Origin of the sequence: Mucilaginibacter sp. 22184 (assembly GCF_052045695.1) — a bacterium.
Classification (GTDB): Bacteria; Bacteroidota; Bacteroidia; order Sphingobacteriales; family Sphingobacteriaceae; genus Mucilaginibacter.
The window spans coordinates 1,181,531-1,196,448 of record NZ_JBQEPI010000001.1 but is presented as its reverse complement, the minus strand read 5'-3'; the positions used below and the strand labels follow the sequence as shown (position 1 = coordinate 1,196,448).

Annotated in this window: 16 protein-coding genes; 12 read left to right on the top strand and 4 right to left on the bottom strand. The window is 42.6% G+C overall.

Annotated features, from left to right (window positions below; all coding sequences use genetic code 11):
* Window positions 1–103 precede the first annotated feature (103 nt).
* From ACTJKG_RS05170 to ACTJKG_RS05160, 3 genes are all read right to left on the bottom strand, one after another.
* Window positions 104–502, bottom strand: a complete 399-nt coding sequence (locus ACTJKG_RS05170; protein ID WP_172334434.1) for an HIT family protein — start codon at window positions 500–502, stop codon at window positions 104–106.
* 143 nt (window positions 503–645) lie between these two features.
* Window positions 646–1,119, bottom strand: a complete 474-nt coding sequence (greA, locus tag ACTJKG_RS05165; RefSeq protein WP_172333916.1) for a transcription elongation factor GreA — start codon at window positions 1,117–1,119, stop codon at window positions 646–648.
* A gap of 276 nt (window positions 1,120–1,395) precedes the next feature.
* Window positions 1,396–2,319 (bottom strand): NAD(P)-dependent oxidoreductase, encoded by a 924-nt coding sequence (locus tag ACTJKG_RS05160; protein WP_253952173.1) that lies wholly within the window; start codon window positions 2,317–2,319, stop codon window positions 1,396–1,398.
* Between the two features lie 346 nt (window positions 2,320–2,665).
* Between ACTJKG_RS05160 and ACTJKG_RS05155 the strand changes: the two genes are divergently transcribed.
* Window positions 2,666–3,382 carry a hypothetical protein gene (locus tag ACTJKG_RS05155; RefSeq protein ID WP_172333918.1) on the top strand — a complete coding sequence of 239 codons (717 nt, stop codon included), beginning with the start codon at window positions 2,666–2,668 and terminating at the stop codon, window positions 3,380–3,382.
* Between the two features lie 374 nt (window positions 3,383–3,756).
* The gene (locus tag ACTJKG_RS05150) at window positions 3,757–4,320 is read left to right on the top strand and encodes a hypothetical protein (RefSeq protein WP_172333919.1); all 564 of its coding nucleotides are present in this window, start codon (window positions 3,757–3,759) and stop codon (window positions 4,318–4,320) included.
* 426 nt (window positions 4,321–4,746) lie between these two features.
* Here the strand turns inward: ACTJKG_RS05150 and rsmA are convergent, their stop codons facing one another.
* Complete coding sequence (gene rsmA, locus ACTJKG_RS05145) at window positions 4,747–5,535, bottom strand: 16S rRNA (adenine(1518)-N(6)/adenine(1519)-N(6))-dimethyltransferase RsmA (RefSeq protein ID WP_172333920.1); 789 nt, start codon at window positions 5,533–5,535, stop codon at window positions 4,747–4,749.
* A gap of 232 nt (window positions 5,536–5,767) precedes the next feature.
* Between rsmA and pdxA the strand changes: the two genes are divergently transcribed.
* From pdxA to rpiB, 10 genes are all read left to right on the top strand, one after another.
* Window positions 5,768–6,823, top strand: coding sequence for a 4-hydroxythreonine-4-phosphate dehydrogenase PdxA (gene pdxA / locus ACTJKG_RS05140; protein WP_440738524.1), 1,056 nt, complete (start codon window positions 5,768–5,770; stop codon window positions 6,821–6,823).
* A gap of 81 nt (window positions 6,824–6,904) precedes the next feature.
* Window positions 6,905–8,089 (top strand): DUF5009 domain-containing protein, encoded by a 1,185-nt coding sequence (locus ACTJKG_RS05135; protein ID WP_172333922.1) that lies wholly within the window; start codon window positions 6,905–6,907, stop codon window positions 8,087–8,089.
* Window positions 8,090–8,361: 272 nt separating this feature from the next.
* On the top strand, window positions 8,362–8,886 hold the full coding sequence (locus tag ACTJKG_RS05130) for a YceD family protein (RefSeq protein ID WP_172333923.1): 525 nt from the start codon (window positions 8,362–8,364) through the stop codon (window positions 8,884–8,886).
* 15 nt (window positions 8,887–8,901) lie between these two features.
* A complete protein-coding gene (gene rpmF / locus ACTJKG_RS05125; protein WP_076373869.1) occupies window positions 8,902–9,093 on the top strand; it encodes a 50S ribosomal protein L32 in 192 nt (63 codons plus the stop codon).
* Window positions 9,094–9,109: 16 nt separating this feature from the next.
* Window positions 9,110–10,048, top strand: a complete 939-nt coding sequence (gene plsX, locus ACTJKG_RS05120; RefSeq protein ID WP_440738523.1) for a phosphate acyltransferase PlsX — start codon at window positions 9,110–9,112, stop codon at window positions 10,046–10,048.
* Window positions 10,049–10,059: 11 nt separating this feature from the next.
* On the top strand, window positions 10,060–11,049 hold the full coding sequence (locus ACTJKG_RS05115) for a beta-ketoacyl-ACP synthase III (protein WP_172333925.1): 990 nt from the start codon (window positions 10,060–10,062) through the stop codon (window positions 11,047–11,049).
* 177 nt (window positions 11,050–11,226) lie between these two features.
* On the top strand, window positions 11,227–11,706 hold the full coding sequence (gene accB, locus ACTJKG_RS05110; protein ID WP_440738522.1) for an acetyl-CoA carboxylase biotin carboxyl carrier protein: 480 nt from the start codon (window positions 11,227–11,229) through the stop codon (window positions 11,704–11,706).
* Between the two features lie 151 nt (window positions 11,707–11,857).
* Window positions 11,858–13,192, top strand: a complete 1,335-nt coding sequence (gene accC, locus ACTJKG_RS05105) for an acetyl-CoA carboxylase biotin carboxylase subunit (RefSeq protein WP_172333927.1) — start codon at window positions 11,858–11,860, stop codon at window positions 13,190–13,192.
* A 74-nt stretch (window positions 13,193–13,266) separates the two neighbouring features.
* Complete coding sequence (gene tatC, locus ACTJKG_RS05100) at window positions 13,267–14,130, top strand: twin-arginine translocase subunit TatC (RefSeq protein ID WP_172333928.1); 864 nt, start codon at window positions 13,267–13,269, stop codon at window positions 14,128–14,130.
* A gap of 332 nt (window positions 14,131–14,462) precedes the next feature.
* Window positions 14,463–14,897, top strand: coding sequence for a ribose 5-phosphate isomerase B (gene rpiB, locus ACTJKG_RS05095; RefSeq protein ID WP_172333929.1), 435 nt, complete (start codon window positions 14,463–14,465; stop codon window positions 14,895–14,897).
* Window positions 14,898–14,918: the final 21 nt, after the last annotated feature.

The following is a 14,918-nucleotide window of genomic DNA, read 5'->3' as shown; positions in this document are numbered from 1 at the left end:
TCGCCGACCTGCATACTGTAGATCAGATTCTTCGCTTCGCTCAGAATGACAATGGTTTTTTATCTGCACATCCGCACATTTGCACATCCGCACATCAATTCCCTTAATCCCTTAGCGCCGCTTTGATCTTTTCTTTGGTAGCGCTCAGTTCTTCGGAGGTAAAGCTAAGCTTTGGGCGGGCAAAGTTCATGTCGTCAACCCGGTTCATGGGTATCAGGTGGATATGGGCATGGGGTACTTCCAACCCGATCACCGCGACACCAACCTTTTTACAGGGGATAGCCTTTTTTAGCGCTGTGGCCACAATTTTCGCAAAAATGTGCAGCCCGGTGTAGGTTTCATCATCCAGGTCAAATATATAATCAACCTCTTTTTTGGGTATCACCAGCACATGCCCTTCGGCCAGCGGACTAATATCCAAAAAAGCCAAAAACTCATTACTTTCAGCTACTACATGCGCAGGTATTTCGCCTGCTATTATTTTTGAAAAAATGCTCATGATTGGTGCGTGGTTTATTAAGTAAGTGGTTGAAATGGTTAATTAAGTTTTAGCAGTTAAAAAATCCTGATAATCCCTTAATCAGAAAAATCAAGGTTCAGACAACTTCATCAACCACTCACCCAATCAACCATTCACCAATGAACTTATCTGCTAATTTCCAGTATCTCAAATTCAATTACACCTGCAGGAACAGTGATCTCGGCAGTTTCGCCAACTTTTTTACCCAGCAGACCTTTAGCTATAGGTGATGTTACCGATATTTTACCGGCTTTCATATCAGCTTCGCTTTCTGATACCAGCTGGTAGCTCATGGTAGCTCCGTTTTTAATATTTTTGATCTTTACTACAGATAAAGCCAGCACTTTTGATACATCCAGTTTTGACTCATCAAGCAAGCGCGCATTGGCCAGGGTTTCCTGCATCTGTGCTATTTTAGCTTCGTGCAAACCCTGCGCTTCTTTAGCAGCATCGTATTCGGCGTTCTCAGAAAGGTCACCTTTATCCCGGGCTTCGGCTATAGCTCTTGATATATCCGCACGTCCGGTTGTTTTTAATTTTTGTAATTCTTCTTTTAATTTCTCTAAACCATCTTTGGTAAAGTATGATACCTCTGCCATAACAATAAATTATTTAATGTTCACTTCGTTGGTCATTCAAAAAAAACCGCCCCCCTTGTTTTAAGAAGGACGCAATGACTCTAAAAACAAACAAGACTACATGGGCCCGAGCCTACATAGTCTTGCTTTTGTATTTAACGAAGATAAGTTATTTAAATTTTAATATCCAAATTTTTTTACCGGCACCAATGGTTAATTAGTCCATAGTCGATAGACCATGACCATAAAGAATCATACGTTTTCTTTTACTATGGACCATGGACTATTGACCATCGACTAAAAAGCCACCAGCTTCTCGGCCATTACCTCGCTTATTTTGCGGTACGAGTCAAATGTCCAGCCTGCTACATGCGGACTTAGCAGTACCCTGCCGCTTTGACGCAGCTCATCAAACCACACCTGCTCGGCCAGGGCCGGGAATTTTTCTACCTCCAGCACATCCAGCCCGGCACCCAGTATTTTGCCTTGTTTAATAGCATTCAGCACAGCGCTCACTTTGGCGGTTTTACCACGCGAGGTATTCAGAAAAAATATCGGTTTTTTAAAATGGAACAAGTATTCATCATCCACCAATCCATTGGTTTCGGGCGTAAGCGGTATATGCAGACTCAACACATCGCTATGTTTCACGATGTCTTCCATACTTACTTCGCGAGCATAACGATCGCTAAAGCCGGTCTTGTACTTATCATAAGCAATCACCTCTACCTGGAAACCCGATAGCTTGCGGGCAAAGCTATGCCCCATATGGCCATAACCAATAATCCCCACGGTTTTGCCTTTAAGTTCAAAGCCGCGATTAGCTTCTCGTTGCCAGCTGCCGCCGCGTATTTCAGCATCACCTTTATTTAAATTGTTCATTAAGGATAACAACAAACCAATGGCATGTTCGCCAACGGCGTCTGAATTGCCCTCGGGCGCGTTGATGAGGCTGATACCTTTTTCGGCCGCATAGGCTTCGTCAATATTATCCATCCCGGCACCGGCACGGGCTACAAAGCGCAGATTGGCCCCGGCATCTATCACATGTTTATCAACCCTGAATTTGGAACGGATCACCAGTCCGGCATAATCGCCTATGATCTGCAGTGCTTCGTCGGCTTTGATCAGGGGTTGATAATCGCATTGGTAACCTTTGGCGGTGGCCATCTCCATAAATATGGGATGCACATCGTCAACTATAAGAATGTTATTTTTCAATTTCGAAATATTAGGAAAGGGCAAATTTACAAAACCTACCATTATTCACCATCAGCTATTTATGGTACGATAGATTTTTACAGTTTGGATATAATTGCAAGGCACATGGAGCATGCTGTATTTTGAACGCCGGTAATGGCTCACCCCGACATCGCTTCGCGCATAGAGGGAATTTCTTAACCCTCTTTCCGCCAAAGGCGAAGAGAGGGTGGTCCAGCGAAGTGTAGACCGTGAGTCGACTCTGCATCATCCGATCTTGCACTCGCTACAATCCACAGCGCAAGTAAACCGGGCGAGTCAATTTCCCCTCATTTAAATATATTTGTTTAGCAGCAATCAATATTTTATGGAAAACTTACAAAAACAGGTTAAAGCATTAAAAATATACTCAGGCATGTTAACCCTGCTGGTATTGGTATTAATAGTGACAGCTTTCAGACAGACTGCCAGCATCAACGAACATTTTAAACACATCACCGCCGAACGTATCGATATTGTTGATGCCAATGGCCAGATCCGCATGGCTATTAGTAATCACGATCGTCAGCACCCCGGAACCATTGGCGGCAAAGAACTACCTAAACGCGACCGCCCAGCCGGTATGATATTTTTTAATGACGATGGCGATGAATGCGGCGGGCTGGTGTACGATGGCAATAAAAAAAGCGCCGGTATGACCTATTCCGTCGATCAGTATCAGAACGACCAGATCATGCAGATCCAATACAGCCAGGATAAGGATACCGACGGCTTGAAACGCAGCTATGGTTTAAAACTGTGGGATAAGTACGACAACTTTCCATCGGCTAAGGTAGTGGCCTATGTTGATTCATTAAAGCAATTGAATAATGCTGCTGCCTACGCTGCCGGTATCAAAAAACTGCAACAACCAGGGGTATTAACCGCCGAACGGCTTTTTGTGGGCAAAAATACCAAAGGCGAAGTAGGCTTGTTTTTGCGTGATGATAAAGGCAGGCCCCGCCTCCGAATTTATATCAACCAGCAAAACCAACCCGTTATAGAAACGCTAAATGATAAAGGCCAGGTAGTGGCATCGAAATAAGACAATGAATTGAACGCTGTATTGCGAAGTACGGAGCAAGAGCCTCACCCAACCCTCTCCATCCCGATAGCTATCGGAAAAGAGCGCTTTAATTTTTTTTAAGTCTCCCCCTTTGTGGAGATCCGATAGCTATTGGATTAGAGGGACTCTTACTTCGTACCCTCCCAATGACGTGTGAATTAAAAAGCGCAGACCAATAGTCGGCTCTGTAATCTCACTTCCAGAAAAATTGCAGCGACTATTTAAGTTACCTGCCATTTTGAACAATTTTAAAAACTGGCACGGGAATGGCTTTATAAGTCTGGAGTTGTGAGTATTAAGCATGGAGTTTTTTCCTGCAACTCAATACCCACAACTTAAAACTAATTACAGAGATGAAATTAATCAAGATAAAAAAACTGGGTACCGATATAAAACATCAGGCCGAAAAACTAGCCGACAACGGTTTTAAGCAGATATTTAATCATATTGACCAATTTAAGATTAAAAAAGGGGTTGATAAACTGGGGCTGGATAAATTTATAAATCAGTGCGCGCTAATGGCCGCGGGCTCGGGTGCTGTTGCCGGCAGCGGTGGCATGGTTACGCTGATAGCCGGTTTACCTCTTGATTTTGCCAACCTCATTACGCAACAATTTAGGGTAACTATGGCCATTATGTATTATAACAAGGGTAGTTATCAAATGGAATTTAACGAATTCATGGGCCTGGTAGCTACCTCGTTGCGGGTAGAGGCCGGAGTAGCCATATCCAAAACCATGATGGAGGGCATTGCCGAAAAATTCCTGATGGTACTGGGTACCCGTACCGCCGAAAGAATGGTACCCGTAGTGGGCGCTGTAATTGGCGGCACAGCCAACTACCTGTTCATTAAACGCATGGCCGAGATGGTCAAAAAAATGCAGGATACCCCGGTGGTTATACCGATAGCCCCCTAACCCCCTGAAGACGGAACTTTTGGCAATATCATTATTTAGGGCTACTCCGTAGGAGTAAAAGCTTTGTAGAAAACAAACAATAAGCATTTAGCATGCCGTAGGTATGCGCCTTAAGGTTGTAGTACCTATGATTCCCCGGAACTTCAAAATCCGACAAAATTGGTGTATATTTAAATACACAACAGGCCTGCTTTCTTTTTCAAGGGAGCAGGCCTGTTCAGTTAAGAAACAAAAGCCCCCGAGCATCCTATTTTGAATACAACTAATTAATACTTCTTAAAGTTTTTAAAACACATCAAAATCGGGCTGAAATTTGTTAAAAAGCGATGAAATAGAATTTTTCAGCACTTTTTTGAATCCATTTTTCCAGTTTTTGATCAAAAATTTGTTAAAATCCGGGGTTTAAAAAGTTTTTTTGAAAAGAAATTACTGAGTACTCCGCCCTGTCGCCACCTCATTGGTGAGCTTTACAAAATCGGCAACGGTGAGCCGCTCGGCGCGCAGATCGAGGGTTGTATTCCCTGCCATCTGTTCTTTGTTGATTAATGATGATATGGCATTGCGCAGCGTTTTGCGGCGCTGGTTAAAACCCGCTTTGACAATTTGCCAGAAAAGCTTTTCATCGCAGTCCAGGGCTTCAGCGCTATTTCTTGTGAGCCTGATCACTGCCGAAAGCACCTTGGGTGGTGGATTAAACACGCCGGCTTTCACGGTAAACAAGTATTCTACCTTATAATAGGCCTGCAAAAAAACGCTCAGAATACCATATTCCTTGCTACCGGCTTTGGCGGTACAGCGTTCGGCTACTTCCTTTTGGAACATGCCCACCACCTCAACCACTTGCTGGCGGTTATCGAGCACTTTAAATAATATCTGGGAAGAAATATTATACGGGAAATTGCCAATAATAGCCAGCGGACCATTAAATACGCCTTTAAAATCCATCTCCAGAAAATCGGCATTAATAAGGCGGCTACCTAAATGGGGGTATTTTTTTTGCAGAAACTGGTATGATTCCTCGTCAATGTCGATCAGGGATACTTCGTATTCGGTCTTCTGCAATAAAAAGTCAGACAGGATACCCATACCCGGGCCAACTTCCAGCACGTGTTGATAACGGCCATCGGGTTTCAGGCTGTCCACAATTTTGGCAGCGATATTTTTATCTGTCAGAAAATGTTGCCCTAAATGTTTTTTTGCCCTTACCAACGTCATTATTAATCAAATATTTGAGCAAATTAAGGCATATTTGTGCTTTATTCGGGAACTATAAGCTTAAAATCTTTTATTTGCAGTAAAAAAGTCGGGTAAAAGCTGAAAGGTTAAGGGTAAAAGGTAACGCCTGGACCGTAAATTATAAAAAAAAATAATCACAGATCAGCATCAGTGAAATCACTCCAAAAACCGGTGAAATCCTGTAATGATCAGTGTAATCATACATAATAACATGAGCGAAAAAATTAAAGTAGGGATAAGCATAGGTGATGTAAATGGCATAGGATTAGAAATAATTATAAAAACACTGGCAGATGCCCGCATTTACGATTATTGTACCCCCATTGTATACGGGCATACCAAGGTAGCCTCGTTTCACCGCCGCGCAACCCAAGTTAATGAGCTTAATTTTCATGTTATTAATGATCCGTCACAAGCGCAGGCAAAAAAGCCTAATATGATCAATTGCTGGGAAGAGGATGTAAAGATAGAGATGGGCCAGGTGACCGAGGCTGGTGGCAAATATGCCTTCATTTCCCTGGAACGTGCTACTTTTGATCTGAAAGAGGGATATATCGATGCCCTAATCACGGCGCCTATCAATAAAGATAATATACAAAACGACCAGTTTAACTTCCCAGGCCATACAGAATACCTGCAGCAACGCGACGGCGCTGCCGAATCATTAATGTTTTTAGTGAGCGATACCTTGAGGGTTGGTGTAGTTACCGGGCATATTCCCATCAGTAAAGTAGCCTCAAGTATTACCGGCGAAAAAATACTGGCTAAGCTTAAGCTGATGAACCATAGTTTGCAGAATGATTTCTGGATCCGCAAACCAAAAATCGCGGTGCTGGGTCTTAATCCTCATGCCAGCGATAATGGTCTGATTGGCAGCGAAGAAAAAGAAGTGATCATCCCAGCTATTGAAGAGGCCCGCAACAACGATATAATGGCCTTTGGCCCCTACTCAGCCGATGGTTTTTTTGCCAATGGAACATATTTGCAATTTGATGCCGTGCTGGCCATGTATCATGACCAGGGACTTATTCCTTTTAAGCAAATAGCTTTTGAATCGGGAGTTAATTTTACCGCAGGTTTAAATTTTGTACGCACCTCTCCAGATCATGGCACCGCGTATGATATAGCCGGTAAAAATCAGGCTTCGGAGATATCATTCCGCGAGGCCCTGTTCACAGCCATACATATAGTAAAACACCGCCGCGAAACGCTGGAATTGAACGAAAATCCGCTGGTATTTACTAAGCTGAGCCGCGACAGGGACTAAAATATGGTCTGTAATAATAATGTTTCAATTTAATTAACGTTAGATTAAAACATTTGCTTAGTTATCGCATTTACCACTTTAATGAATGATTTTTTTAGTCGAGTCCGATCCATTGACGCTTTTCGTGCGGTAACCATGTTCCTGATGATATTTGTGAATGACCTCGACGGTATTCCAAATACACCCAACTGGCTCAAGCATGCGGGCGAAAACGTTGATGCTTTAGGCTTAGCCGATACTATTTTCCCTGCGTTTCTATTTATCGTGGGCTTATCTATACCCTTCGCATTTCAAAACCGGCTTAAAAAAGGCGATTATAAACTGCTTTGGCGTATTGCCACCCGCTCTTTCGCCCTGGTATTCATTGGCTTTTATCATGCCAACATGGAAACCTACAACGAGGTTACTACCCTGCTGCCCAAGCCCGTTTGGGAAAGCCTGGTTACGTTTAGCTTCTTTTTTATCTTTTTAGATTATGGTAAAGATACCTCCAATCTTAAACGGTATATTTTACAAGGATTTGGCATAGCCTTGCTCCTGGCCATGTCTATCCTCTACAAAACCAGCGATCCGGGGCATACCTGGCTACATTTTACCTGGTGGGGTATCCTGGGGCTGATAGGCTGGGCGTACCTACTTTGCGCGCTGATCTATTATTACTCCGGAGGATATCTCTGGATCCAGGCAGCGGCATGGATATTCTTCATGTTCTTTAACATCGATTTTCACTTCGGCTTTTTGAATTTCCTGGCTCCTCTGCAAAAATATGTTTGGATAGCAGGCAACGGCGCTATGCAGGCTTTTACTATGGCCGGGGTGTTTGTATCGGTATTGTATATGCGACTTAAGGCTAATAACGAGCTTAAGTTATTGTGGGCCGCCCTGCTCATGATTGCCATTATCATGTTTAATATGGGCTTTATTGTACGTTATTTTAGCGGTGGTATTTCCAAAGCACGCGATACCCCTTCATGGGTACTCATTTGTACGGGTATCAGCTTAATCATGTACGCTATTTTTATTTACGTGGTTGATTTTAAGCATAAATACAACTGGTTCAAGATCATTGAGCCGGCCGGCACCAATACGTTTACCTGTTATATTGTACCGTTTTTATTTTACCCTATGTATGAAATGAGCAACCTGGGCTATCCGGAATACCTGAGCCAGGGCACCGGTGGATTGATCAAATGTATCCTGTTCGCATTTGTAATGGTTTGGCTCACCGGTTTGCTGGATAAGATCAACATCAGGCTGAAAATATAATTGGAGGTGAAAGGATAAAGACAAAAGGCGAAAGTAAATAGCAGCTTTAAGCCTTTGGCTTTGCGCTTTAAGCTTAAAAATGGCTCTTTAATTTTCAAATACCAAAACGGTATTTGGTTTATATTATGCCCTCTTTTTGATAATTAGCCTTGTACATTAAAGTATTATCTTTACCTTTAATAATTAGTGTTATAATTTACCACTAATCAAATTAAAAAAACAGTTTTCAGTTATGGGATTTTTCCATACATTTGCGGGCTAATTGTTGCTCATTGAAATCGCTTAGAACATATTCGATTCCTTTTACAGGGCTTAAACTGGGAAAACACCAGTTTGAATACACTGTTGACGATGCTTTTTTTGACGAGTTTGATTACTCGCTTGTGAAAAAAGCCAATCTGCAGTGCCGGGTAGAATTGGATAAACAGGAAACAATGCTGATACTGGATTTTCATATCAGCGGCACGGTTAACGCCAATTGCGACAAGTGTTTGGCCCAGTATTTACAACCGCTGAACATCACCGAGCAGCAGATCGCTAAGTTTAGCGATGAAGTGATTGACGAAGATGATGAGATCATCACCCTGAATAAAAATGATCATGAGATCAATATAGCGGGGTTAATATATGAATACATAAATGTTGCCATGCCATTTATATCGGTGTGCAGCAATGAGGGTAACACCTCCTATTGTGATAAAGAGATGCTCGAAAAGTTAAATAACCTTTCGGGAAATGACGAACAAAATGAGCAGACAGACCCACGGTGGGACGTGCTCAGAAAAATAAATAAATAATAAAAAAGCAGGATCATGCCACATCCAAAACGTAAAATATCCAAATCAAGAAGAGATAAGCGTAGAACACACTACAAAGCTGAAGCTCCAACTTTAACTACCTGCCAAACTACAGGTGCCGTGCATTTACCGCACAGAGCTTATACTGTTGATGGTAACGTTTACTACAACGGTAAATTACTGATAGAGAAAGCAGCAGTAGCCTAAGTTTAATTTTCTGAAAATGAAGATTGGCTTAGATATTATGGGCGGTGATTTTGCTCCCAAAGCAGCCGTTTTAGGGGCAATCGAAGCTTATAAGGCTTTATCTGCCGACCAAAAACTGGTGCTTATTGGAGATAAAGAAGTTGCAGCCACTATTCTTCAGGAAAACAATGTAAGCCCCGACCATTTCGAGTTTGTACACACAACCGAAGTGATTGGTATGGGCGAACACCCTACAAAAGCCATTGTTCAAAAACCGGATTCAAGTATTTCGGTTGGTTTTCAATTGCTCAAAGAGGGGCAAATACAGGCCTTTTCTTCGGCTGGTAACACCGGTGCTATGCTTGTTGGCGCCATGTTCAGCGTAAAAACCATTCCCGGCGTTATTCGTCCGGCTATGACCACTATTGTACCCAAACTTAAAGGAGGTTTGGGTATTTTGTTGGATGTAGGCGCCAATGCCGATTGTAAACCAGATGTTCTGGTACAGTTTGGTGTATTGGGCAGCTTACTAGCCCAATCGGTATATGATATTACCAATCCTCGTGTAGCGCTGATGAACATTGGCGAAGAAGAAGAAAAAGGTAATATCCTTAGCCAGGCTACTTATCCATTAATGAAAGAAACATCGCTGTTTAACTTTATAGGTAATGTTGAAGGACGCGACCTGTTCAGTGAATCGGCCGATGTTTACGTATGTGATGGCTTTACCGGCAATGTCATATTAAAGCTGGCCGAATCGTTTTATGTTATAACACGAAAAAAACAGCTTAAAGATGAGTTTTTTGACCGGTTCAATTATGAGCAATACGGCGGAAGCCCTATCCTGGGTGTAAATGCCCCCGTAATTGTAGGCCATGGCATCTCTAGTCCCGAAGCTATCAAAAACATGATCCTTTTATCAAAAAACATGGTTGAGAGCAAACTGGTTGACAAAATTAAACAAGCTTTTCAGTAAAAAAATAAAAGATGAGTAAAATTCATGCTGCTATTACTGCTGTACATGGTTACGTTCCCGACTATATCCTGACCAACCAGGAGCTTGAAACATTGGTTGATACCAATGATGAGTGGATCGTAAGCCGTACAGGCATTAAGGAGCGCCGTATACTTAAAGGCGAAGGCTTGGGTACATCTGATATGGCAGTTCCTGCAGTTAACGGGTTGTTAAAAAAACGGGGCATAAGCGCCGATGAGATCGATCTGGTTATTTTTTGCACAACTACTCCCGATATGCCTTTTCCAGCAACAGCAAATATCCTGGCCAATAAAATTGGCGCGGTTAATGCCTGGGGCTTCGACTTACAGGCTGCCTGTTCTGGCTTTATTTATGGCCTTACTACAGGAGCCCAGTTTATTGAAAGTGGTAAACATAAAAAGGTACTGGTAATAGGCGGCGATAAAATGTCCTCGATAGTAAATTACCAGGATCGTGCTACCTGCATCATTTTTGGCGATGGCTGCGGCGCGGTATTGCTTGAGCCTAATACCGAAGGCTATGGTGTTTTAGACTCGATCCTTAAAAGCGATGGTTCCGGAGCTCAGTATCTGCACCAAAAAGCTGGTGGATCTGTAAAACCGGCGACCCACGAAACGGTGGAAGCCCGTGAACATTTTGCCTACCAGGAAGGTCCCGCGGTATTTAAATTCGCAGTAACCAATATGGCCGATGTAGCTCACGAAGTAATGGAGCGTAATAGCCTGGGAGCAGATGACGTTGCCTGGCTGGTACCTCATCAGGCCAATAAGCGCATCATTGATGCCACAGCCAGCCGCACAGGCCTGAGCGCCGATAAAGTGATCATCAATATTGAACGTTATGGTAACACTACAAATGGTACAATACCATTATGTTTGTGGGAGTGGGAAAGCAAGTTCAAAAAAGGTGACAACCTTATTTTAGCAGCGTTTGGCGGTGGATTTACCTGGGGTTCAGTCTATTTAAAATGGGCTTACTAAACGCGCATATTAAAAAATAAAAACATCTGTTCATTTTAATATGTTACTATAATTTATAGTTAAATCATAAAAAAACATTTGCACATTTGCAGTCTGCAATTTTGCATATTGCCAGTTTGCACATTATCAAATAACTTAGATAAACAAACTTTATCCAAAACCACTCAATCCCAAAGTATGGATATTAAACAAATTCAGGATCTTATTCGCTTTGTTTCAAAATCAGGCGTAAACGAAGTGTCAATTGAGCAAAAAGATTTTAAGATAACTATAAAAACCAACGAGGTTCAACCACAGGTTATCCATGCAAGCATCCCGGCGCAAACCGCCCCAGCGGCATTACCTGTTGCTCCGGCAGCCCCGGCAGCGGCACCCGTGGCTACTCCTGCTGCCCCGGCAGCGGCCGATACCTCAAAGTATCTTACCATCAAATCGCCCATGATCGGCACCTTTTACCGCTCATCAAGTCCTGATAAACCGTTATTTGTAAATGTTGGCGATGAAATAAAAACAGGCTCTGTTGTTTGTATTATCGAAGCCATGAAACTTTTCAACGAGATCGAATCTGAAATTTCAGGTCGCATTGTAAAAGTATTGGTTGACAATGCTTCACCGGTTGAATACGATCAGCCTTTATTTTTAGTAGAACCTATTTAGTAGATTGCACCGATTATAAATTGATTTTACCGATAGCAATTGATTGTATTGATTATAAAAATTAATCAGTGTAATCCGTTAAAAATAATCGGTGTAATCATAGAATAATCGGTGTAATCATAAAACAATCAGTGTAATCCTTACAAAAAAGATGTTTAAAAAAATATTAATAGCTAACCGGGGTGAAATAGCTTTACGTATTATCCGTACCTGTAAAGAGATGGGTATTAAAACCGTAGCTGTATATTCAACTGCCGACCGTGATAGCCTTCATGTACGTTTTGCTGATGAGGCTGTTTGTATAGGCCCACCGCCAAGCCGCGATTCTTACTTAAGTATTCCTAATATCATTTCGGCTGCCGAACTGACCAATGCCGATGCTATACATCCGGGCTACGGCTTTTTATCTGAAAACGCCAAGTTTTCGGCTATTTGTGCCGATTATGGTATCAAATTTATTGGTGCCACTGCCGAGCAGATCAACCAGATGGGTGATAAGGCATCAGCTAAAGACACCATGAAAAAAGCCGGCGTACCTATCGTTCCGGGTTCCGAAGGCTTACTTAGCGATGTAAAACAGGGTATTGGCATAGCTAACAAAATAGGCTATCCTGTTATACTAAAAGCTACAGCCGGTGGCGGTGGCCGTGGTATGCGTATAGTTTGGAAAGATGAAGAATTTGAGAACGCCTGGGATTCGGCCCGTGCAGAGTCGGGTGCAGCTTTCGGTAACGACGGCTTATATCTGGAAAAATATGTACAGGATCCGCGCCACATCGAAATACAGGTAGTGGGCGATCAATATGGTAAAGTATGCCACCTTTCTGAGCGCGATTGTTCCATTCAACGTCGTCACCAGAAACTGGTTGAGGAGTCACCATCACCTTTCATGACCGAGAAACTGCGTAAAAAAATGGGTGAAGCTGCTATAAAAGGGGCTAAAGCTGTTAAATACGAAGGTGCCGGTACCGTAGAGTTTTTGGTTGATAAAGACCGTAACTTCTACTTTATGGAGATGAATACCCGTATCCAGGTAGAGCACCCGGTTACCGAAGAGGTGATCAATTTTGATTTGATCAAAGAACAGATCAAGGTTGCTGCAGGTATCCCTATCTCTGGTAAAAACTACGAGCCAACCATGCACGCCATAGAGTGCCGTATCAATGCCGAAGATCCGTTTAACGGTTTCCGCCCGTCACCTGGTAAAATAACCAATTTCCATTCACCAGGTGGTCATGGTGTGCGTATCGATACGCATGTGTACACCGGTTACGTGATCCCGCCAAACTATGATTCGATGATAGCCAAGGTGATCTGCGTAGCGCAAACCCGTGATGAAGCATTGAGTACGATGGAGCGCGCACTGAGCGAATTTGTGATAGAAGGTGTAAAAACAACCATACCTTTCCATCTTAAATTATTGCAGGACCCTAACTTCCGTGCAGGTAATTTCACCACGAAGTTTATGGAAACCTTTGAATTTTAAAATAAATTCAAACTATCTTCATACAATAAAACGTACTTAGCACAATAGCGTTTGTACAGCGGTATTTATAAACCATGAGCGATAACAAATTAATTAAGGCCATTAAAGACAAAGGCAAAACGATGGAGGCAGAAATGTCCTTCTTCGATCATTTGGAAGCGCTAAGGTGGCATTTGGTACGGGCGTCAATAGCTATTGTGATATTTACTGCTGTAGTATTTTACTTTTACGACTGGATTTTCGATACCGTGATCATGGGCCCGGCCAGACCAACCTTCTGGACTTACCGTATGCTTTGTGAAATTGGTGCGGCTTTACACCGCTCCGGATTTTGTATCGATAAGATCAACATTCAGCTGATCAATACCGAAATGGCGGGGCAGTTTACGCTCCAGATCAATTCGGCACTTATTATTGGTATTACTTTGGGTGTGCCATACCTTATCTGGGAAATCTGGCGCTTTGTAAAACCAGCCCTGCATGAAAAAGAACGTAAAGCCGCTACCGGATTTGTTTTCTATGCCTGTATGCTGTTTCTTCTGGGTATTATGTTTGGATATTATGTCATTACGCCCATGTCCATTAATTTTTTATCTGGATATACCGTAAGCACAAAAATTCAGAATTTATTCTCTATTGATTCCTACATATCGTCAGTTGCTACCTTAACGCTGGCAACCGGTGTGGTATTTCAATTGCCTATCCTGGTTTATATATTATCAAACCTTGGTGTTTTAACACCCAAGTTTATGCGCGAAACACGCAGGTATGCTATTGTGATCATCCTCATTATAGCGGCAGTAGTAACGCCTACACCTGATATGTTAACCATGACCGTAGTAAGTATCCCGCTGTTTGTACTGTATGAAGTAAGTATTATAGTAGCAGGTTTGGTTGAGAAAAGAAAACTGAAACGCCACGAAGAGGTAATGTCATAAATCAGATATATACACGACATATAGAAAAGCGGCCACTAAGTGACCGCTTTTTTTATTTAAAAACATGGTTTACATAAATTCGCTGTTTTATGACAAAAACAAACACAACTATCTTATTATCAATAATATATAATCATGTTAACCCAAAAAAGTGTAAACCCATGTAAACCCACTTTTTACGCAAACAAAGTGCCTGTGCTGGCAAAATCCGCTTCCCTCCCGGAGAGCATTTGACCAGGGCTTATTGTAAAAACCGTACTATGTGAAATTGGCACATTTGCACAGCTAAATAATTTGCACATTTGTACATTAACTTAATACTTATTTAACTGATGAAAGAAGGGCTAAAGATTGCCATTGGTGCCGACCACGCCGGCTTTGATTATAAACAAGCTTTGCTGAACGCTGTATCAGCCGCCGAGATTAAAGATTTCGGCACCTACTCCAACGCCTCGGCAGATTACCCCGACTTTGCCCACCCCGTTGCTTCGGCCGTTGAAAGCGGCGAATTTGACCTTGGGATACTGGTTTGCGGCAGCGCCAACGGTGTAGCCATCACCGCCAATAAACATCAGGGCGTCCGCGCCGCCATTTGCTGGACAGTTGAGCTGGCCGAGCTGGCCCGCAAGCATAACGATGCTAATATTGTATGTATCCCTGCCCGCTTTATCAGCATTGAGGATGCCGGAAAAATTGTTGCCGCTTTTTTAAGTACAGAATTTGAAGGCGGACGCCACGCTACCCGCGTGGGTAAAATTTCCTGCTAATTAAGGCAAAAGGACAAAGGC